Genomic DNA, 20,050 nt, shown 5'->3' on the forward strand with positions numbered 1-20,050 from the left:
AAAGAGAGGTTTTAAGCTCTCTTTTTACGCGGATGTCATTTCCTCAAATACGGCTGATACCTTTTCAAACTCATCGTCATCTTCAATTGAAGACCATTCACCATCATCTTCAATTTTCAAAAAGAAAACGTCAATTTCTTCTTCTGTTTCAATTAAAACTTCTTCCACAAACGCAACAGCAATATAATCTTGCCCTTCAATCGTCATTTTTCCAAGCACTTCAATATCTTGCTCTTGATCATTTTCATCTAAAATTGTAAAAATCTCTCCCGTTTCAATACGTTCCATCGTATTCCCTCCTATTTTAACCTCATTATTCGTTCACTAACATGTATTCCCCTTTAGAAAAGGTTTCATGCTTATAAAAGTAGAATCTACTTTTTAAAAGGCAAAAGAATGTCTACGGTAGTTCCTTTTCCAAGTTCACTTACAAAGTTAATTTCTCCTCTATGTTCTCGAATGATCTTATAGCACACCATCAGTCCAAGACCCGTTCCTTTCTCTTTGGTACTATAAAAAGGTTTTCCTAAATGCTGCATTCTTTCCTGAGTGATGCCTGGCCCCTCGTCGCTAAACCGGACAACAAGGTTCTCATGATTAAATCTTTTTAGCTGAATCGTTACGGTTCCTCCACTTGGCATAGATTCGACTGCATTTTTAAATATATTGCTAAACACCTGTTTCAACTGATTTTCTTCGCATAATACGAGAGGAAGATGAAGATCAATTTCTTTTTTTACGTGAATTTTCTCTGTAATCCCTTGCACCTCAGCTAGCTTTAACGTATTCTCTAAAATATCTTGGACGTGTTTGTCTTTGTAGGTTTTCGCCTGAGGCTTTGCAAGACTCAAAAACTCATCGGTAATCAATTCAATTCTATCTAACTCATGATTTATCATTTCTACATAGTAAGGCTGACTGCTCGTTTCTTTCAATAACTGCATAAATCCTTTTACCGCCGTCAGAGGGTTTCGAATTTCGTGAGCAATACCAGCCGCTAACTGTCCGACTAAGGAAAGCTGAGCGGATTCACGCAGCAATTTTTCAGTTTTTTTACGTTCTGTAATATCACGAAATAAAACTTGAATGGCCTGCTTTCCCATATAGGGAATAGGAAAGGCAATGGTTTCGGCATCAATCGTATGACCGTCTTTATGAATAAACTTTTCTTCCTGCAGATCTACAGATTTATTTTCTGTTTTCATTCGATAAATTCGCTGTTTCACAACATCATAGTAATCAGGGTGAACAAATTGATAAACACAAGCTCCTAATACGTCTTGAGGATTTTTGTATCCTAGAGCTTTGGCTCCTGCAGGGTTGATGTAATCAATTTTCCCTTCACTATGAACGATAATAGCTTCCGGGGATAACTCAATCAAACTTCGGTAGCGCTGTTCGCTTTCTTTTAAAGCCGTCTCATCCTGCTTGCGCGATGTTATATCTCGATAGACAAAAGCGATGCATAACGGCCAATCATTCATATTTTCAACGCGGAATAGTGTGACGCTTACATTAATTAAATACCCGTCTTTATGCTGTCTGACCGTCTCGAATTCCGTTTTCGATTCCCCTGATTGAATAGTTTTATGAAGTTCGCACACGGGCTCCTTTAAAAACGAAGGTATAATCGGAAGAGGCTTTTGATAAATTTCTTCAAACGTCCAGCCAAATGTATTCTCAAACGCAGGATTCACTTGAAGCGTTTTACCTTCTAAGTCAACAATTGCAACAGCATCTGCGTTATGATAAATAAAAGGTTGAATCTGTTCTTTTTTGTCTTGATAACTAGTTATATTCACGCAATGTCCCATAATTTCAGGTTTTTCTGTGTAAGATAAAGGGGTTAAGTTTACTACATAGCGTTGATCATTTATTTGAAGCTCGTACATAAGCTTTTTCTTTGTATTTAGCGCTTCCAAAAAATGCTCATACGAGACCCATTCTTCTAAAGGTACCTTTTGATCATGAGCGCTTTCACCTTGATACATACTGTAAACAAGATGGTCGCCTTTTTGTTTGTAAGCAAATATGATTCCTAGCGCCTCAGCTGAATGATTTTCTGCATGTAATCGGACTATTTTTTTATTTTCGTTCATATTTACCTACCCCTCACTAGCATCTTTCCTACTCGTTCTCATTCTCTTAATTTTACATGAGGATTTTAGAATTTACTAGATAAAGAAGCGGATATTTTCCATTCATTCACATAAAAAAACGCCTGTAAAGGCGCTTTTTTATGTGAATATGAATTACTTTGAATGATGCATTTTATGACAGTGTCGCTTCGGGACAAAACCATTTTTCTCCATATTCTGATAGCGATTTTCCATATGTGAGGAAATGTTTTGACTCTCCGTTTTACTTAGCACGCCGTACTCCACATATTTTGAAAGTATTTCGTTCTTTTTTGCTAGCATTTCTTTGTACAGCACGGACAATTCCTGCTTTTGCTGAGACGTCAGCTGCACGTCTTTTGTTTCTGGCTGAGGATTGTTTTCTGCTAATACAGGCGTCGCGCTCATAAATAAAAAAGCTGCTGCTGCACTTATCATAATCTTTCGCAAACAATCTACTTCCTTTCATCATATAGTAGCTATAGTTTGCGAACTTCTATTTGTTTTCATTCGTTCTGTTTGTTTAAGACTCGATAGCTCCTCTTACATCATAGTCGCTAAGATCAATTTCCATCTCCATTTCAAGTGCTAATTTAGCAAGCTCTGAACCAAGATAAGGACCCGAGGTTAATCCTGAAGCTCCGAGACCATTCGCTACTAGTATTCCTTCGTAAGCCGGAAGAGCCCCAATGACTGGCAAGAAGCCTGGAGTAAATGGTCGAAACCCTACCCTTGTTTCTAAGACTGTGCTTTCTGTTAAGCCGGGAGCAATTGATAAGGCCTTTGAAAAAATTTCATGAAGCCCCCCAGCAGTTACTCTCAAGTCATAACCCGTGTCGTTTTCATGTGTTGCTCCGATGACAATTTGACCTTGTTCAAATGAAAGAATATATTGGTCGCTCGGAGGCATCACAACGGGCCAGTCTTTTGTATCTAAATCTGGAAGGTGCAAGTGGACAATTTGCGCTTTTTGAAAGCTTGCTAAAAATTTCACTCCAAGAGGCTCTAGTAATTGATTTGCCCACGCTCCTGCTGTCACGATTGTTGTACTTGCTAGAAGGGTTTGTCCATTTACAGCAACGCCCGTTACTTGATTATTTTCATAAAGTAGTTCTGCGTTTCCTTCTATTATTTTCGCACCGTTTTTCTTCGCTGCATTCATAAGTGCGTTTCGAAGAGCTCTTCCGTTAACACGAGCGGCTCCACTAATATGAACTGAACTGTATTCTTCCGAAAGAACCGGAAACAAAGCCTGTGTTTCTTTAGCGGATAAACGTGTAATCTCGCCTATTTCGAGCGCTTCTTCCCGACGCTTATATGCTCTTTCTTCCATTTTTTTAAGCTTTTGTTCATCAGTATGTAAGCTAATTGCTCCTACTCGCTTATATCCCGTATCCGTTTCTCCATCTTCTTCTAATTGCTGAATTAATGTTTGATAGTACTTGGCGCCGCCTTTTGCTAAGCGGTACCATGCTTTATTTCGACGCTGCGAAAGCCATGGACAAACAATGCCTGCTGCTGCATCAGTAGCTTGACCAGCATCCTTGCGATCTATCAATGTCACATCTGCTCCTGCTTTTGCTAAATGATATGCTGTAGAAGCTCCAAGTATCCCAGCTCCAACTACGATGTATGTTTTCATACCAAAACACCCTTTTCCTTCTTCTAGTATTCTCATGCTATATGTATGCAATTTTAGCATAGCAAAAAAAGAAGCCACATACTAGGCGAAGCTATTTTGAGCTTACTTTTACGTCTTGCTGACTTTGACATATAGCTCCCTTCATTTCGTAAACAAAAGCGTTAGAAGTTCTTTTACGGAGATTATAGCAGGGTGAAGACAGTCATAAATAGTGGTAGTACGTCTTTAACGATGCTGCTTACGGCTTTTCTATTATAGTTTCTGAATAAAAGCGGAGAGAATAAAATTTCTATAATATGTAAATAAAAAGAAATAACCATTATTTTAAGGAGAGCGTATGCAATCTTCATTTGTATTATTTTTCATCATTCTTGGTTTACTATTTGGTAAGTGGCGAAGGTATCAAGAATACTATCCTACTTTGCTGTTTTGGGTCACGGGGAATTTGCTTTATGAAGTGCTGCTGTTTCATCACCGCGTATGGGTATTTCACCCTGTTGGTATTGATCACCTTTTTCTACCCGATCACCTAATGGTTTCCCTTGGAATAACCTTAATTATTTATCCGTTTGTTATACCGGTTTTTTTAGGAAGGCTGCCGCTGCATGTAAGCGGCCGGCTGTGGTGGATTCTTTTGTGGGCGCTTTTATTTACTGTGATTGAGTTCATTGCTTATGTTAATCACAGTATCACTCATCATTATGGATGGTCGCTGCTGTGTTCTTTTCTCTTCAATATTGTCACGTTCTCACTTTTAGTCATTCATCAGAAGACAGCGCTGGCTGCTTGGATTTTATCTGGAAGCTTCATAGCTTTTTTATTTATTTTTTTTGATATTCCTATGCCTTAATTTTTCATTGACTAGACAGCGGAAAAAGAAATATAATAGGAATTACATTTAAATATAATTTTCCTCTCTGAGAATAGAGGTGCATGAAATCAAGAGTCACTTATTGGAGACTAATGGAGTCTGTGAAGATAAGTAAAAGGGATTTCGTGCCGAAGTATATAAACATCCATTGTGTTCATATACTGGTTCAGTATTGAATAAATGCTGAGCTGTCACAAACCATTTGGTTTGTGGAGAGCTATTGAAGAGATGTTGATGCCTAGAATGTAATAATACTTTATTATTATGAAACCAAGACGCGTGAACATCACTTCACGGGTCTTTTTTGTGTTTTTCTACTGACCATCAAAGTTCAAAGTTATAGTTGAATGATTTAAATGGAGGGATACGGATTATGTACTTACATGGAACGAGTAAAATTAACAGCAGCAATCATTTAGAAATTGGGCAGTGCGATACGGTCGAACTGAAAAAACAATACGGCACTCCCCTATACATCTACGATCAAGAATTAATTGAGACGAAATGCAAGGCCTTCCATTCAGCCTTTCAAAGAAGCGGATTTTCATATCAAATCGCCTATGCAGGGAAAGCGTTTCTTTGTATGGAAATGGCTAGCCTTTTAACGAAGCTTGATATGTCATTAGATGTGGTCTCAGGAGGCGAACTATTTACAGCTCTTGAAGCTGGATATCCAGCTGAACGCATTCATTTTCACGGAAATAACAAAACGATTGAAGAAATTGAAATGGCTCTTGATGCGAATATTGGCTGTTTTGTTGTGGATAACTTCACCGAACTTGAAGTTTTGCATGCCTTAGCAGCTGAGCGTAAACAGAAAGCATCTATTCTTCTGCGTGTTACTCCAGGGATTGAAGCCCACACACATGAGTATATTATGACCGGACAGGAAGACTCCAAGTTTGGATTTGGTCTTTCCAATGACCAGGCTATGAAAGCGGTAAGTTCTGCATTAGAAAAACCTTACTACGATCTTTTAGGCATTCATTGTCATATTGGTTCACAAATTTTTGAAGTAGATGGTTTTTCTCGCGCCATTGATATTTTAACTGATTTTTTATTCAGTATTCGTGATAAAATGGAGTTTGAAGTAAAAGTTTTAAACGTAGGTGGTGGTTTTGGTATTCGTTATACCGAAAGCGACTCTCCTCTTCCAGTTGAGTATTATGTAGATGCACTGACAGAAAAACTAAGCCGTACATTAACTGAACAGAATTATACCCTTCCAGAAGTCTGGATTGAGCCTGGAAGAAGCATCGTAGGAGAAGCGGGTACAACGCTTTATACAATTGGCTCAACGAAGGAGATTCCAGGTGTACGTAAATACGTAGGAATTGACGGCGGTATGACCGATAATATCCGCCCTGCCCTTTACGATGCAAAACATGAAGCTGTCTTGGCTAATAGAGTGACGGATAAAAAAGATGAAACAGTATCAATTGCGGGGAAATGCTGTGAATCAGGAGATATGCTTATTTGGGATATCGATTTACCGCGCGTTAATCAAGGAGATTTATTAGCAGTGTCCTCTACAGGTGCCTACAACTATTCAATGGCTAGCAATTACAACCGTATTCCGCGCCCTGCTGTTGTATTTGTAAAAAATGGAGAAGCTCGTCTTGCTGTAGAGCGAGAAACATACGAAGATTTGGTGCGTAAAGATGTAAAGCCAGTCGTTACTACGTATGCAATGAGCAAATGATAGCTGTTCTTGCGTAGTAAAGAAGCTATTGTTGTTTGGAGGAAATTTAACTATGGTTTTAAGTGTATTTAAAACGTACAGATCATCGCTTATTCTGCTTCTCGCTATTTTAATTGGCGGGATAGCAGGATATGCTATCGGGCCCGATGTGGCAGTCGTAAAGCCCTTTGGTGATTTGTTTCTTAATTTAATGTTCATGATTATCATTCCCCTTGTCTTTTTTAGTGTTGCTTCGGCAATCGCAAACATGAACGAAATGAAACGTCTTGGTAAAATTATGCTAGGCATTGCCGTTGTGTTTGTCGCCACTGCTGCTGTTTCAGCCGTTCTAGGCTTTTTAGGCGCATCACTTTACAATCCGCTGCACAACGTAGATACTTCTGCCATTAAAGAATTGATGGGTGACAGTGAAAATACAGCTGAAAAAATGACGCTTTTAACTCAGCTTGTTGGCACATTTACTGTACCTGATTTTGTTCAGTTGTTTTCGAAAGAGCATATTTTACAATTAATTGTCTTTGCCGTCATTTTCGGTATTGCTACTACGATGGCTGGTGAAAAAGGACAGCCCATGGCAAAATTTCTGACTTCGGGTCAAGAAGTATCGATGAAAGTTGTTAAAATTGTGATGTACTATGCTCCAATTGGTTTAGGGTGCTATTTTGCTACTGTAGTAGGAGAACTAGGACCAAAGATCTTACAAGGGTACGCTAGAGCATTTATTCTTTATTTATTAATTGCAATCGTTTACTATTTCGGCTTTTTTACGCTATACGCATGGATTGCTGGCGGTAAAGCAGGAATTAAACTGTTCTGGAAAAATGCAGCTGCTCCTTCTATCACCGCTATTGCTACCTGTTCTTCTGCTGCATCTATTCCAGTCAATTTAGATGCAACAAAGAAAATGGGTGTGCCACTTGATATTGCTGAAACGGTGATTCCATTAGGAGCAAACACGCATAAAGATGGTTCTGTTATCGGGGGTATTCTAAAAATTGTTTTCTTATTCAGTTTGTTTGGAAAAGATATGACGTCTGCTACGAGCATTTTGAGTATTTTAGGCGTAGCCTTTTTAGTTGGAGCTGTAATGGGAGCAATCCCTGGAGGCGGTATGATTGGCGAAATGTTAATCATTACAATTTACGGATTTTCGCCAGAAGTTCTGCCCATTATTGCCGTCATTTCCACGATTATTGACGCCCCTGCTACCCTGTTAAATAGTACGGGAAATACAGTAACAGCGATGCTTGTTACAAGGTTTACAGAAGGAAAAGACTGGATTAACAAAATTATCACCACCGATAAAGTCGCCTAGTAAAAAAGCAAAGGGAACAGTCTTAGTGACTCTCCCTTTGCTTTTTTCGTGTCCAGTAATATCGATAGCGGTGTATAAAGTCTGTAAATACGCACATTCTATAGGTATGTTTCATAACCGGACTGGAGGTGTCGTCTAATGAGTAACGCTGCAGGAGGTTCAAAGAAGAATCAACCGAATGATGCGAATCACGTAAGTGCAGAAACAAAAGCTCATCAAAAACGTCTAACTGAGCAAAACAAACAAGAGCATCAAGCTGAAGAGCGAAAATAAAATGACGTCAAAGAACGTTTGGCACAGGCCCTGCGTTCTTTGACGTCATTTTATTTTGAGAGAAAGCTTCATTACGCCGCTCGTTATAGGTCTATCGTACAACCTCCTTTCAAACTTTTACATATTCTATTAATAGGTTTGTAAAAGGAGGAATGATATGATGTTTTCTTGGCTAGAGATTACCGCCGCAGCCTTTGGGCTTTCAGTTATTTTGATAAGTTTTGCATTTTTGCCCGAACGTACAGGCAAAAATCTTTATATCCCTCATCAGCTAGTAGCAAAATCTATGTTTCTCTATAAAAAGAGTATTCGTTTTATAAATCAACTTCGGCAGAAACTTTAGTTCACTTCCTTTCCTCGTTTTTATTCATTGGATAGACCCCCCTTTTTAATCAGCGCATTTACAGTAAATAATTTAATAGTTAAAATAAAGAGTAAAGAAAAAGGATAAGCAGTTTGCAGAAATGGAGTTTCACATGGAAATCAGAGACTTAGAATACTTTATAGAGGTAGCGAATCATAAAAATTTTACAAAGGCAGCGCTGCAAGTTCATTTGTCACAAACGGCTTTAAGTAAAGCCGTCAAAAAAGTAGAAAATGAACTAGGATTTGAGCTTCTTGATCGTTCGACAAGAGAATTAAAGCTAACGGATGCAGGAGAAGTTGTGTATCACCAAGCAGCTAAAGCTCTGTCGGTGTTAAAAGACATGCCTCACTTGTTGGGAGATTTGATGAACTTGCAAACAGGGCAAATCAAGATGGGAGTCCCTCCGCTCATCGGGACCTTGTTTTTCCCGAAGATTGCAAAAGCATTTAATAATCAATACCCTAAAGTATCTCTAGAACTTATTGAATTTGGAGCAAAAAAAATTGAAGCACTTGTGGAAGAGGCTGGCGTAGATATGGGGATCGTTATGCTTCCTCTCACAAGCGGTCATGATGAGCATTTTCACGTATACCCGTTCGTTAAGGAGAGATTCCTTTTATACGCCCATAAAAACCATCCTTTAGCGAAACGTGCTTCCGTCTGGATGAAAGAACTGGAACACGAAAAATTCATTATGTTCAGTGAAGAATTTACGCTGCACGACCGGTTAATTCAAGATGCTTTAAAATCAGGCTTTGTGCCTTCTATCGCGTATAAAAGTTCTCAATGGGATTTAATTATTGAATTAACAGCGGCAGAACTAGGTATTGCTATTTTACCCGAATCGCTTTATGCCAAAGTGAAAGATCCCAATATTATTACCATACCTATTGCAGATCCTGAAATGATGTGGGAACTTGGAATTATTCTGTTAAAAGAACGCTACAGTTCATTCGCTGTACGAGAGTTGATTAATTTTTTAACCGAAAAACAAATGACAGATAAATTGGGGCCCATTTAAAAAGAGTCTGGAACAAAAATATGTTAGTTGAAGGACAATCCGAACGACTTTGGTTGAGAATCCAACTCGTTCGGATTTTTTTAAGATGATGATGAACGTAGGTTTCATGTATGTAGGTGCTTCTAGCTGCTCATTGGATAAATTTAGTTATGTCTCCGTCTCTTTTTATGTGTAATACAAATTTTATCATTCAACAATCCCTACAATGAATCCATCATAGCCTTTGCTTCCAACGGTTTGTATAGCCGTGGCGCTGATTCGTTTTTCTTGAGCCAGAGCATTCATAAACTGTCGAATTCCCTTTACATTTTCATCTTCACTTTCTGAGTTCACCACATGCCCTTGACGAACAACATTATCACAAATAATCGTACTTCCTCTTTTCGATAATTCCAAAGCCCACTTTAAGTAATTTGGGTTATTCGGCTTGTCAGCATCAATAAAGATAAGATCAAACGGCTCTGTTCCCTTATCCTTTAATACAGCTAATGTATCAAGCCCAGGGCCCACAATAACTTCTACTAAGTGGCTTACTCCCGCTCTTTTTAAATTAGCTCTTGCTACTTCTGCATGCTGAGCGCTTAATTCGAGCGTAATCAGCTGTCCGTCTTTGGGAAGAGCCCTGGCTAGCCAAATCGTGCTGTACCCTCCAAGAGTACCAATTTCCAAAATGCGTTTAGCTCCTTTTAATGAAGCTAACAAATGGAGAAACTTTCCTTGACTAGGCGATACATCGATGGCAGGTAATTCAGCCTCTTGATTTGCCTTCAATACCTCATCAAGAATAGGGTCAGGTTGTATAAGCTTATCATTCATATAAAGATCCACTTCATTCCAAATTTCATATATAGACATTTCCATACTCCTCCACATAAGTGATAAAAGCTTTACTATTCAAAGATACGAATATGTGTTTCTCATATCCACCTTGTTGCCTTAATCGTTCGTATTATGAATGTGTTCTAGCTCTCTAATAAACTATCCTGCTCGCTCTTAAAAAGAATTGTTATATGTCCATAAAAAAAGACCTTCAGAGAGGTCTTTTTTATCTTTAAATAATCGTAACTTTACTAAGATCTATCTTGGCACTTTTTAAAAAGTTATATGTCAATTTATCCATTTTTGCACCTTCAAAATCGGATTTTTTTAAATCTGATCCTCGAAACTGTACATTTAGCAAAGTTGCGTTGCGAAATGAAGCTTTTTTTAATGATGTTCCTTCAAAGATTGTTCCGTTAAATGTTTCTTCGTCAAATACAATGTCTGTTAAATTACATTGCTTAAAGTACGTGTTGTCATAGATACAGCCTTCAAAACTGGCCTGTTTAAAATTTGCCCATTTAAATTGTACGCCTGTTAAATTAACGTGATGAAATATTGCTTTCGTTAAATTGCTGCTTTTAAACATGCTGTCTGTAAGATCTGCGTAGCTAAAATCAGATTCATTCAAATTACTGGCATTAAATTTCCCTTTATACACCGATACAGAACGAAAATCAGATTTTGTAAGCTCGGTCTTTGAAAAATCCATAGGGACGGTTTGCTTTAATTCCTTTGTTTCTACATTCATTGATTGAATTAGTTCTGCGATATCGCCGATAGAATTGATTGTCATATAATAAGCCTGTTCTTCATTATGCCCGTCTTTTTTATAATCTGTAAATTTTTCCTGCAAATTCTGTGATAGTTCTTCTTCTAGATCTTGAACATTTTTTACATCCTGATAAGGAGCCAAAATGTTATGCACATGATTTTTTATTTTTTCGTTCATTTATAACATCATCCTTTCTTACAACAATAAATCGATAATTTTTTTCGCTTGCTCCCAATTTTCTTTGTTTTGTTTATATACGCTTTTTCCTTGTTCTGTAATTTTATAATACTTTCTGCGGCCGCCTTGTACAGCATCTCCCCAGTAAGAAAGAATATGGCCGTCTTTTTCCAGGCGCTTCAAGCTTGAATACATTGTGGCTTCTTTTAATTCATACTGCTCTTTAGAGTAGGTATAAATAAGCTTACTAATTTCATAACCATACTTATCGCCGCTGAGAAGTAATTTCAAAATCATTGTATCTGTATGTCCCCGAAGTAAATCTGAAGACATTTTTGCATATACCAAAGTATCACCTCTTTATGTATAATTTAAATCATATTACTATGACAGTCAAGGTATTATATTCAATAAAATACACTAATATATAATTGCACATATGTAAATAGCTTAACCAGTAGAAAATAGCCGGTAGAAACGTACCGGCTATTTTCTGGGAGACACCTTATTCTTCGTTATAGCCGAGCTTAAATACTATCGGCGTATTTTCTGCTGATATTTTCCAAACCATGTGATGATACCCCTTGCTCCAGTAATCTTTTACTAAATAATCGGGGATTCCAAATATGTTTTTCCATACTTCCTGAGCATTTTTGTATCCGCTATCCAAACAAATTTTTTTAATTTCTCTGCTTTGAAGCGTAAGCAGCATAGTATGTAAAAGCAGCGTCCCTATACCTTTTCTCTGGTACTTTGGATGAACAAAAACTGTGCCGATTTCAATCCATCCTTGCAGCTCTCCTTTTGTACACGCCGTAATTAATTCACTAGCAGGACCATATTCAATACAGCCAATAATCTTGTTGGTGCACGTATCTATTCCGAGCCAAAAGAATCGATGTTTTCCATCGCTATCAAGGTCACTTTTTAAATATTGTTCTTTACTTTCAATTTCTATTTGTATATCGTTCACCATGTCAGACAGACCCTCTCTATGAAAGGTATCTGTAATTACTTCATTAAAAAGCTCGTGAAGTTCTGCGCGGTCTTCTATTTTTGGTCTTCTTATTTCAATATGACGCAATATTCATTCCTCCTTGTTATTTCACGGCAGAATATGAAGCTTTACCATTATTATTTATCCATATATGTTGATAATCCTTTTCTCTTTCTACAGTTTTTCCAATAAAAAAGCACGAGAAACTTTGAGTTCTCGTACTCTTTTATAATATGGATTCTACTTTTCTATTGGGAACTGTTAATACTGATTCACAAAGCCCTGGATTTTACATACGAATTCAGAAAGATTCTCCTTTATCTCTTTATCCTCTGTTTTCTCTACTTGCTCCTGTATGGCATCAATCATTAAACGTGCTCTTTTAGGATCTATAGAGGGCGGTTGGCTGCTATTGTTTGATAGACTTTTCAAAATTTGATTGGTCATTTTGTTTTTATCATGAATATAAAATAATATTTGAGGAACTTGATTAATTAACAAATTTACATATCTGCGAAACTCCTCTATCTCATATAATTCTCTTGAAGTACCTTTAAAGCCATCAACTGAAAGCATAAGACTCTGGTAGCCTTTATCACTGCGTTGATTAAGTGCTTTAATCACTTTCAAAAATCGATCGAACTTTAGATAGCGTATTTCATCTTTCCTTAATTCTAAAAATTCAATTTCTCCTTTTTCCAAAAAGGGATCCTTGATAAGACTATTATCATTCATATACATTCTCTCCCTACTAATTTATTAGTTGCAGAGCTTGTTTTGAATTCATTTGTCTATCGTTTTAGTAATTGTTTACCTCTTTTAGGGCCATTTTAAAACCTTTATTTGTAAAACGCTTACATAAATGTTCTCAATTGCCTGTCGCGTTGAGGGCACCCTGCTTATTATCTGATAAATGACGAATGAAAAAGAGCTCCTTTACAGAAGCTCTTTAAAAAAAATTACAGGGATGCTGATAACTTTATATCTTATTTGCTTCTTTTAATACTGCTAATAAGTATTCCCATGTCTTAATAGTAGACGGAATGCTCAGGTGCTCATCAGGCGTATGAACGTCGTACATATCGGGTCCGAGCGAAATGGCGTCTAATCCAGGGATTTTTTCTAGGAAGATACCGCATTCAATTCCAGCATGGATAGCGATGATCTCCGCCTCTTCTCCATACTTTTCTTTGTAAACCTTTTTACATAATTCACGAATTTTTGAATCTCCATTGTACGCCCATTCAGGATAATTACCTTTTGTTTCAACTGTTCCTCCGACTAATTGAGCAAGGATGCACACTTGGCTTACTATTTTTTCTTTTAAGCTTTTTACTGAGCTGCGAATTTCATTTTGAAAAACAACCTCAGATTCTGTTGTCGTGATCACGCCTAAGTTGGTAGAAGATTCTACTAATCCTTCAATATTTATACTCATGCTTTGAACTCCGTTTGGTGTTAGCATAATAGCTTGTACAATTCGTTCTGTCGTTTCCTTTGTAAAACATTTCTCAACGGAAGAAGATTTGTTCATTTTTACATATACGCTCGGATCAGCCGCTTGTAGTTCATTTTTTGCTATTTCGTTCCACTCCCGAACCTTATTTTCTAGCTTTCCTACCTCAGAAGGCTCAACTGATAGAATTGCTTCTGATTCACGGGGAATCGCATTTGATTTTAATCCTCCACTAATGCCGCTTAAAGAGTAGGAAAGTTCGTTTTGCAAATCATGTAAAACTCTCCCTAGCAGTTTATTCGCATTTCCTCTTTCTTTGTCAATTTCCATCCCGGAATGTCCACCGCGCAGTCCTCCGATGCTTAAGCTATATGTTTCTGATTTATTGGAAGACGACTCCCAGTTTACGGGGATACGAAGCACTCCTTTTACCCCACCTGCGCTGCTGACAAGTAGTTTTCCATCTTCTTCTGTATCAAGATTAATAAAGATTTTCCCTTCAAAATGAGCAGGATTTACGGCAATGGCTCCGCCCATAGTTGTTTCTTCTTCAGTGGTAATGACTACTTCAAGAGAGGGGTGCGCTATATTTTGAGCATCTAGTAAAGCCAGTGCATATGCAACGGCAATTCCGTTGTCAGCTCCTAGCGTAGTACCATCTGCATAGAGCATATCTTCCACAACTCGCAGTTGAAGCGGATCTTTTTCAAAATCATGGACAGTTCCTTTATTTAACTCGCATACCATGTCCATATGTCCTTGCAAAATGATAGCTGGAGCATTTTCATATCCTTTAGCTGCCGGCTTTTTAATGATTACATTTAAAGCTTCGTCTTGTATAACCTCAAGGTTTCTTTCTCTTGCAAAAGAAACTAAATAGTTACTAATTTCTTTTTCATTTCCAGATCCTCTAGGAATAGCTGAGATTTCGTTAAAGAAATAAAAAACCGGATGTTTAATTAATTCATTTACTGTTTGCACCATATGTATCATCCTTTCTAATCTGTAGGCTTTTTTATCCTACCATTTATCTTTACAGGAGAAATAGTATAAGGCTTCTTTTATGTATCGCCTAGTTATATTTTAACGTTGATTAACTCAATAGAATAGATATAACCTAAAAAAGCATAAATGAGCCCGTTAGACTTATTTATGCTTTTGGTAATTTATTCTATTTTTATTGAGCTGTATATCCGCCGTCCATTACTACCGCTTGACCAGTTACACCTTTTGCTTTATCACTCGCCAAGAAGATAGCATAGTCAGCAATTTCGCTAACGTCTAGTAATCGTTTTTGAGGGACTAAAGGATAAATAACTTCTTCAAGAACGCTTTCTAATGGTACGTTTCTTGTTTTAGCTAAACCATCTAACTGACCTCTTACTAATGGTGTATCCACATAGCCAGGACAAAGTGCATTAACCGTAATACCATGTGCTGCACCTTCAAGAGCAGCTACTTTTGTTAAGCCGATCACACCGTGTTTGGCACTGTTATAAGCTGCTTTGCCTGCAAAACCGATTAAACCGTTGATAGAAGAAACGTTAATAATACGTCCGAACCCTTGTTTTTTCATGATTGGAAACGCGTGCTTAATCGCCATAAATGGAGCTGTTAGCATAATTTTAATCATTAACTCATACTTTTCAGTTGGAAACTCTTCAATTGGAGAAACATGCTGCAAGCCAGCGTTATTAATGAACGTATGAACCGCTCCAAAATGTGCGTTTGCTGTTTCGATTAAATGTTTGATTTCTTCTTCTTTTGTTACATCGGCTTTGACACCAAGCGCTTCGAATCCAGCTTCACGAAGATTTTGTGCTGCAGACTCTACGGCAGTTTGGTCAATATCAGATAACACAATTTTTCCGCCGTTTTCAGCGAATCGTTTACCTATTTCAAACCCAATTCCTCTTGCTGCTCCTGTGATTACAATTACTTGATTTTCAACCATGTGTATTCTCCTCCTGTTTTTAAATAATACCAGCTGCCGCTAATGCGACTCCTGCAAATAAAGCGATAGTTGGAATAATAAATGCAACAACAAATACGTCTTTATACGTTTCTTTATGCCGAAGACCAGTTACGGCTAACAGCGTTAACAGTGCACCGTTATGCGGTAAAATAGATGCACCTGACGCAACGCTTGCAATACGGTGCAGAGCGTCAGCACTTAAATTCGTCGTTTGAGACAAGTGATACCACGTATCTCCTAATGCTTGAAGCGCAATACCCATACCACCGGATGCTGAACCCGTGATCATCGCTAGCACTTGAACGCTTAACGCTTCTGAAACGAGCGGATTACTCGAAATGTTTAATAGCACGTGCGTGACATCTTTAAACTCTGGAACTGCTGTAATAACCGAGCCAAAACCAACTGCTGCACTCGTGTTAATAACAGCCATTACGGATCCTTTTGCTCCTTCATTTATAGAAGAAATAAACGTCTTATAGTGTTTGAAATTAATAAGTAAAATAGAAAAAATACCAATTAATAATGATACGATAGGCTCCCATTTTAAAACGTTTAATGTCACGACAACGATAATCAGCGGTAAAATAGCTAACATTACATTCATCGAGTCCTGCTCTTCACTTGCGGCAACCGATGATTCATTAGGCTCAGTAAACCCTTGATTTTTAGCTTTTAATTTTTTATCGCGATAAGCTAACCATAAATAGCCTCCCACTGCCATAATAAGACCTGAGACAATTCCAATAATCGAACCGGACATTGCATTGGTTTTAAATGTAGCAGTCGGAATCAGATTTTGAATTTGAGGCGTACCTGGAATCGCTGTCATTGTAAATGTAAATGCTCCGAGTGCAATGGTTGCTGGCAGTAAATTTCGCGATACGTTAGCTTCTCGAAATAATGCGATTGCTAAAGGATAAATCGCAAAGACAACAACGAATAAACTGACTCCGCCGTATGTCAAAATGGCTGAAGCAATCAGAACCCCTAAAATGGCTCTTTTACTTCCAAACAATTTAGCAATGCGCTGCGCTAGCGACTTAGCTGCGCCTGTATCTTCCATTAGCTTTCCAAAGACGGCTCCTAATAAAAAGATGGGGAACCATTTTGCAGCGAAATCTACAAACCCTCCCATATACACATCTGTATAAGTAGGCAGTACTTTTAAACCGCTAAAATAAGCAACAAACGTAGCGACAACAGGTGCCACCCAGATAATAGACCATCCTAGATAAGCAAAAAACATCAACAATAACAATCCTACAATAATAACCACACGGTAACCTCCTTTCCTTTTAATACATATACATAATGGATTATTTCACAACACAACAAGTTTACACCCGTTAGTTTTATAAGTAAAATGAATAAAAGGAATCAAAACTATGAATAAAAGTCGTAGTTTATTTAAAAATTCACACTCAATTATTTTTTTCCTATAATTTCACTTTGAGTAGAAGCTATAAAATATACTTCCTTCTTTTTTCCTTGTACAAGCTAAGTTTTTTTCTGTTATATCCCGCGCTCTTCCTTTATTTTCTTTTCTCTTATAAGTTTTTCCGAACATATAGATGGGTATTTGAATGTTATGACACAGAAAAAGAGGCGATCTTATGCTACACTTCATAACAGACTTACTGAAACAATTTGGAATTTGGGGACTTTTAAGCGGACTGGCCATTGAGGCTTCCTCCCTGCCGTTTCCTGGTTCTCTTCTCACCCTTACCTACGGATACTTATTAAACATGCACATAGTGAAATTATTATTAATCGCTCTTGCAGGAAGCGCCGTTTATACAGCTTTTAGCTTTATACCGTATGGGATAGGCTATAAATTAGAAGATAAGGTAAAGAAAAAATTATCAAAAAAGAAAAAAGCATTTGAGAAATCGCAAAAATGGTTTAAAAAATGCGGATTATGGAGTATTGCGATTGCTCGTCCTTTAGGGCTCGGCAACTACATTTCTTACCTTTCAGGGCTATCTAAAGTAAAACCTATGCCGTTTGCTCTGCTCACATTTCTTGGTATCTTTCCTTTGAATATTGCCATGCTTTGGCTAGGACAAATCGGAAACTTTAAGTCCATTCAGTCTTTTATCTCAGATGCACAAACTTATATTCTAATTGCAGCGGTAGTGGCTGTATGCGGATTTTTAATTTATAAGTTCTATTTTAAAAAGAGTAGTTGCAGCGAACAGTCTAGTTCAACTTAAGATTAAGAATATAAAAAAAGACCCCGAGGGGTCTTTTTTTATTAAATAGAAATAACACCTAAGATTAATGCAGCTAGTGTCATCACCGCCGTAGTTCCTAGCGCCCACTTAATTAAAAATCGTTGCAAATCACTGAAGTTTAGCACCCAACTTCAAATGTTTACAAACAGACTTCTAAAGGGAAAAATAAATCGAATAAACGCTTGACTTAAAGTGTACTTTAACAATTATAATCAATTTGAAAACATCGAAAATGGAGGAATCAACATGAAATATACAGTAATTACTGGCGCAAGTTCAGGAATTGGATATGAAACAGCTTTAGCTTTCGCAGCGCGCGGAAAAAACCTTATATTAGCTGCACGTAGAGAGGACAAGCTGGATGAATTAAAAGGAAAGATTGAAGAACTGAACCAAGATGTAAATGTTATTATCCAGTCGGTTGATTTATCCGTGGCAGAAAATGCTCATACGTTTTACGAGTCACTCAAAGAGTATGAATTAGAAACTTGGATTAACAATGCTGGATTCGGAAACTTTGCTTCTGTCGGTGAACAAAAATTAACTAAAATTGAAACAATGCTTCACTTAAATATCGAAGCTTTAACCATTCTTTCTTCTCTATTTGTAAGAGATTATGAAAACGTTGAAGGTACACAGCTTATTAATGTCTCTTCTGGAGGCGGCTACACGATTGTTGCTGATGCAGTCACTTATTGCGCAACAAAATTCTACGTAAGTGCATTTACAGAAGGTCTTTCTCAAGAATTAAAGGGAAAAGGAGCAAAAATGCAGGCTAAAGTTCTTGCTCCAGCTGCTACTGAAACAGAATTTGCACAGCGTTCGATGGATATGAGTGATTTTGAATACGAAGGACGAGTACCTAAGTTCCATACGTCAAAAGAAATGGCTGCTTTTATGCTGGATCTTTATGATAGCAATAAAACGGTAGGACTTGTAGATGGAGTGACTTACGAATTTCACTTAAAAGATCCTATCTATCCATATGCAGACAGAGCAACCAGTTCAGATTCTTAAACGAAAAACACCCTTCCGAGGGTGTTTTTTTATGGCCGTTTAAATGAGTAACTATCTTGTTTATGTAATGAAGATGCTTAAAGATAATCTTTTCATATTTATCTTTCCACTCTTTACTTCCTGATTTTTGTTTCACTTTTTTGCACATACTAACCGAACGGAGGTGACAAAAATGGGTACAAAAAAATCTGCTAACCGAGGTCAAGTAGCCCCTGGTGTTAACCCTCAAGGACATGGAAAAGATGTTGAATTTTCAGCAGAACCGAAAAGTGAACTTGAAAACAAAGCGAAGAAATCGAATACAAAAATTTAATTAAAAAGGAGAAGATTACTTTTCTCCTTTCTACCCCTCTTAACTACTTTTTCGAAGACGAAACTCCACAGATTGTTTACTCCTTTCTGCTTCTTATAAAACTGCATCAATAGTATAAAAAAGTATACTATACAACAAAAATGTGCGTACTTGTTAGAATGATTTATATGATTTATGATAAATCTGCAAACGGATTTTATGACAAATTGTATGTTAACTGACTGTTAGTTGTAAGCTATACAGGGTATAGATTACTCTGAACAGTTCATCATTAAATATTTTTACAGAAAGGTTGTTTACACATGAACAATACAGATAAGAAACAAGAAATTTTAGACGCATTTAACTTTCGTCATGCTACAAAAGAGTTTGATCCAACGAAGAAAATTTCCGATGAAGATTTCCAATTTATTTTAGAAACAGGGCGCTTATCTCCAAGCTCAGTAGGTTACGAGCCTTGGAAGTTTTTAGTCGTTGAAAATAAAGATTTAAAAGAAAAATTAAAAGCTGTTTCTTGGGGAGCACAAGGTCAAATTCCTACAGCAAGTCATTTTGTTATCATTCTTTCTCGCACAGACGCAAGATATGACTCTGAATATGTATTGGATCTTCAAAAAAACGTAAAAGAAATGCCGGATGATGTATTAGAGACATTAATGCCTCGTTATAAAGATTTCCAAGAAAATGATTTTCACTTGTTCGAAAGCAAGCGAGCGCTATTTGATTGGGCTAGCAAACAATCTTATATTGCACTAGCTAATATGATGACATCAGCTGCTCAAATTGGCATTGATTCTTGCCCAATTGAAGGGTTTAACTATGACCAAGTACATGAAATTCTAAAAGAAGAAGGATTACTAGAAGACGGCAAGTTTGATGTTTCCGTTATGGTTGCATTCGGCTACCGAATTCATGAACCTAAGCGCGGCAAGACAAGAAGAAGTATGGATCAAGTTGTACAGTGGATAAAATAATA

The 20,050-nt window shown here is 37.3% G+C and carries 22 protein-coding genes and 1 riboswitch; of the genes, 10 read left to right on the top strand and 12 right to left on the bottom strand.

From position 1 onward, the window contains the following. Positions 1–24: 24 nt before the first annotated feature. The 4 genes from ACO1DI_RS13715 to ACO1DI_RS13730 all read right to left on the bottom strand — a co-directional run bounded on the left by ACO1DI_RS13715 (position 25) and on the right by ACO1DI_RS13730 (position 3,759). A complete protein-coding gene (locus ACO1DI_RS13715) occupies positions 25–288 on the bottom strand; it encodes a DUF1292 domain-containing protein (RefSeq protein WP_115653889.1) in 264 nt (87 codons plus the stop codon). Between the two features lie 86 nt (positions 289–374). Further along, positions 375–2,099 (bottom strand): PAS domain-containing sensor histidine kinase, encoded by a 1,725-nt coding sequence (locus ACO1DI_RS13720; protein WP_140450855.1) that lies wholly within the window; start codon positions 2,097–2,099, stop codon positions 375–377. A gap of 153 nt (positions 2,100–2,252) precedes the next feature. Further along, complete coding sequence (locus ACO1DI_RS13725; protein WP_226556285.1) at positions 2,253–2,567, bottom strand: YckD family protein; 315 nt, start codon at positions 2,565–2,567, stop codon at positions 2,253–2,255. Between the two features lie 73 nt (positions 2,568–2,640). Further along, on the bottom strand, positions 2,641–3,759 hold the full coding sequence (locus ACO1DI_RS13730) for an NAD(P)/FAD-dependent oxidoreductase (protein ID WP_226556284.1): 1,119 nt from the start codon (positions 3,757–3,759) through the stop codon (positions 2,641–2,643). A gap of 337 nt (positions 3,760–4,096) precedes the next feature. Here ACO1DI_RS13730 and ACO1DI_RS13735 point away from each other — a divergent pair, with 337 nt between their 5' ends. The 6 genes from ACO1DI_RS13735 to ACO1DI_RS13760 all read left to right on the top strand — a co-directional run bounded on the left by ACO1DI_RS13735 (position 4,097) and on the right by ACO1DI_RS13760 (position 9,308). Further along, positions 4,097–4,609: a CBO0543 family protein gene (locus ACO1DI_RS13735; RefSeq protein ID WP_025751926.1), complete on the top strand. Its 513-nt coding sequence runs from the start codon at positions 4,097–4,099 to the stop codon at positions 4,607–4,609. A 66-nt stretch (positions 4,610–4,675) separates the two neighbouring features. Beyond that, a riboswitch (Lysine riboswitch) is annotated at positions 4,676–4,858 on the top strand. Positions 4,859–5,003: 145 nt separating this feature from the next. Next, on the top strand, positions 5,004–6,332 hold the full coding sequence (gene lysA / locus ACO1DI_RS13740; RefSeq protein ID WP_014460106.1) for a diaminopimelate decarboxylase: 1,329 nt from the start codon (positions 5,004–5,006) through the stop codon (positions 6,330–6,332). 52 nt (positions 6,333–6,384) lie between these two features. Beyond that, a complete protein-coding gene (locus ACO1DI_RS13745; RefSeq protein ID WP_115653885.1) occupies positions 6,385–7,647 on the top strand; it encodes a dicarboxylate/amino acid:cation symporter in 1,263 nt (420 codons plus the stop codon). Positions 7,648–7,785: 138 nt separating this feature from the next. Continuing rightward, a complete protein-coding gene (locus tag ACO1DI_RS13750) occupies positions 7,786–7,920 on the top strand; it encodes a hypothetical protein (protein ID WP_013057043.1) in 135 nt (44 codons plus the stop codon). Between the two features lie 157 nt (positions 7,921–8,077). After that, a complete protein-coding gene (locus tag ACO1DI_RS13755; protein ID WP_115653884.1) occupies positions 8,078–8,263 on the top strand; it encodes a hypothetical protein in 186 nt (61 codons plus the stop codon). Positions 8,264–8,396: 133 nt separating this feature from the next. Continuing rightward, entirely contained in the window at positions 8,397–9,308 is a 912-nt protein-coding gene (locus ACO1DI_RS13760) for a LysR family transcriptional regulator (protein ID WP_115653883.1), read from the top strand. A 186-nt stretch (positions 9,309–9,494) separates the two neighbouring features. Here the strand turns inward: ACO1DI_RS13760 and ACO1DI_RS13765 are convergent, their stop codons facing one another. The 8 genes from ACO1DI_RS13765 to ACO1DI_RS13800 all read right to left on the bottom strand — a co-directional run bounded on the left by ACO1DI_RS13765 (position 9,495) and on the right by ACO1DI_RS13800 (position 16,786). Beyond that, positions 9,495–10,181 (bottom strand): O-methyltransferase, encoded by a 687-nt coding sequence (locus ACO1DI_RS13765; RefSeq protein WP_115653882.1) that lies wholly within the window; start codon positions 10,179–10,181, stop codon positions 9,495–9,497. A gap of 178 nt (positions 10,182–10,359) precedes the next feature. Next, positions 10,360–11,079, bottom strand: coding sequence for a pentapeptide repeat-containing protein (locus ACO1DI_RS13770; protein WP_014460112.1), 720 nt, complete (start codon positions 11,077–11,079; stop codon positions 10,360–10,362). A gap of 18 nt (positions 11,080–11,097) precedes the next feature. Beyond that, a complete protein-coding gene (locus tag ACO1DI_RS13775) occupies positions 11,098–11,427 on the bottom strand; it encodes a PadR family transcriptional regulator (protein WP_013057038.1) in 330 nt (109 codons plus the stop codon). Positions 11,428–11,584: 157 nt separating this feature from the next. Further along, complete coding sequence (locus tag ACO1DI_RS13780) at positions 11,585–12,163, bottom strand: GNAT family N-acetyltransferase (RefSeq protein ID WP_140450851.1); 579 nt, start codon at positions 12,161–12,163, stop codon at positions 11,585–11,587. 174 nt (positions 12,164–12,337) lie between these two features. Beyond that, the gene (locus ACO1DI_RS13785; protein WP_423145381.1) at positions 12,338–12,811 is read right to left on the bottom strand and encodes a hypothetical protein; all 474 of its coding nucleotides are present in this window, start codon (positions 12,809–12,811) and stop codon (positions 12,338–12,340) included. A gap of 244 nt (positions 12,812–13,055) precedes the next feature. Next, entirely contained in the window at positions 13,056–14,516 is a 1,461-nt protein-coding gene (locus ACO1DI_RS13790; RefSeq protein WP_243549337.1) for an aminoacyl-histidine dipeptidase, read from the bottom strand. Between the two features lie 193 nt (positions 14,517–14,709). Then, positions 14,710–15,486: a 3-hydroxybutyrate dehydrogenase gene (locus ACO1DI_RS13795; protein ID WP_014460117.1), complete on the bottom strand. Its 777-nt coding sequence runs from the start codon at positions 15,484–15,486 to the stop codon at positions 14,710–14,712. A gap of 19 nt (positions 15,487–15,505) precedes the next feature. Further along, on the bottom strand, positions 15,506–16,786 hold the full coding sequence (locus ACO1DI_RS13800; protein ID WP_014460118.1) for a GntP family permease: 1,281 nt from the start codon (positions 16,784–16,786) through the stop codon (positions 15,506–15,508). 337 nt (positions 16,787–17,123) lie between these two features. Between ACO1DI_RS13800 and ACO1DI_RS13805 the strand changes: the two genes are divergently transcribed. From ACO1DI_RS13805 to ACO1DI_RS13820, 4 genes are all read left to right on the top strand, one after another. Then, entirely contained in the window at positions 17,124–17,723 is a 600-nt protein-coding gene (locus ACO1DI_RS13805) for a DedA family protein (protein WP_014460120.1), read from the top strand. 267 nt (positions 17,724–17,990) lie between these two features. Next, positions 17,991–18,761 carry an SDR family NAD(P)-dependent oxidoreductase gene (locus tag ACO1DI_RS13810; protein WP_115653877.1) on the top strand — a complete coding sequence of 257 codons (771 nt, stop codon included), beginning with the start codon at positions 17,991–17,993 and terminating at the stop codon, positions 18,759–18,761. A 172-nt stretch (positions 18,762–18,933) separates the two neighbouring features. Continuing rightward, positions 18,934–19,074 (top strand): small, acid-soluble spore protein L, encoded by a 141-nt coding sequence (gene sspL / locus ACO1DI_RS13815; RefSeq protein ID WP_423145382.1) that lies wholly within the window; start codon positions 18,934–18,936, stop codon positions 19,072–19,074. A 302-nt stretch (positions 19,075–19,376) separates the two neighbouring features. After that, entirely contained in the window at positions 19,377–20,048 is a 672-nt protein-coding gene (locus tag ACO1DI_RS13820) for an NAD(P)H-dependent oxidoreductase (protein ID WP_099330993.1), read from the top strand. Positions 20,049–20,050: the final 2 nt, after the last annotated feature.

The sequence above is a fragment of the Priestia sp. 40 genome (assembly GCF_049368575.1).
Lineage (GTDB): Bacteria > Bacillota > Bacilli > Bacillales > Bacillaceae_H > Priestia > Priestia zanthoxyli.

What these genes read in the sequence shown, in the direction of transcription:
- ACO1DI_RS13760 (WP_115653883.1), top strand. Translation starts at nt 8,397, where the DNA reads ATGGAAATCAGAGACTTAGAATACTTTATAGAGGTAGCGAATCATAAA.
- ACO1DI_RS13715 (WP_115653889.1), bottom strand. Translation starts at nt 288, where the DNA reads ATGGAACGTATTGAAACGGGAGAGATTTTTACAATTTTAGATGAAAAT.
- ACO1DI_RS13735 (WP_025751926.1), top strand. Translation starts at nt 4,097, where the DNA reads ATGCAATCTTCATTTGTATTATTTTTCATCATTCTTGGTTTACTATTT.
- ACO1DI_RS13810 (WP_115653877.1), top strand. Translation starts at nt 17,991, where the DNA reads ATGAAATATACAGTAATTACTGGCGCAAGTTCAGGAATTGGATATGAA.
- ACO1DI_RS13795 (WP_014460117.1), bottom strand. Translation starts at nt 15,486, where the DNA reads ATGGTTGAAAATCAAGTAATTGTAATCACAGGAGCAGCAAGAGGAATT.
- ACO1DI_RS13765 (WP_115653882.1), bottom strand. Translation starts at nt 10,181, where the DNA reads ATGTGGAGGAGTATGGAAATGTCTATATATGAAATTTGGAATGAAGTG.
- ACO1DI_RS13770 (WP_014460112.1), bottom strand. Translation starts at nt 11,079, where the DNA reads ATGAACGAAAAAATAAAAAATCATGTGCATAACATTTTGGCTCCTTAT.
- ACO1DI_RS13785 (WP_423145381.1), bottom strand. Translation starts at nt 12,811, where the DNA reads ATGAATGATAATAGTCTTATCAAGGATCCCTTTTTGGAAAAAGGAGAA.
- ACO1DI_RS13745 (WP_115653885.1), top strand. Translation starts at nt 6,385, where the DNA reads ATGGTTTTAAGTGTATTTAAAACGTACAGATCATCGCTTATTCTGCTT.
- ACO1DI_RS13790 (WP_243549337.1), bottom strand. Translation starts at nt 14,516, where the DNA reads ATGGTGCAAACAGTAAATGAATTAATTAAACATCCGGTTTTTTATTTC.
- ACO1DI_RS13820 (WP_099330993.1), top strand. Translation starts at nt 19,377, where the DNA reads ATGAACAATACAGATAAGAAACAAGAAATTTTAGACGCATTTAACTTT.
- ACO1DI_RS13805 (WP_014460120.1), top strand. Translation starts at nt 17,124, where the DNA reads ATGCTACACTTCATAACAGACTTACTGAAACAATTTGGAATTTGGGGA.
- sspL (WP_423145382.1), top strand. Translation starts at nt 18,934, where the DNA reads ATGGGTACAAAAAAATCTGCTAACCGAGGTCAAGTAGCCCCTGGTGTT.
- ACO1DI_RS13750 (WP_013057043.1), top strand. Translation starts at nt 7,786, where the DNA reads ATGAGTAACGCTGCAGGAGGTTCAAAGAAGAATCAACCGAATGATGCG.
- ACO1DI_RS13730 (WP_226556284.1), bottom strand. Translation starts at nt 3,759, where the DNA reads ATGAAAACATACATCGTAGTTGGAGCTGGGATACTTGGAGCTTCTACA.
- ACO1DI_RS13720 (WP_140450855.1), bottom strand. Translation starts at nt 2,099, where the DNA reads ATGAACGAAAATAAAAAAATAGTCCGATTACATGCAGAAAATCATTCA.
- lysA (WP_014460106.1), top strand. Translation starts at nt 5,004, where the DNA reads ATGTACTTACATGGAACGAGTAAAATTAACAGCAGCAATCATTTAGAA.
- ACO1DI_RS13755 (WP_115653884.1), top strand. Translation starts at nt 8,078, where the DNA reads ATGATGTTTTCTTGGCTAGAGATTACCGCCGCAGCCTTTGGGCTTTCA.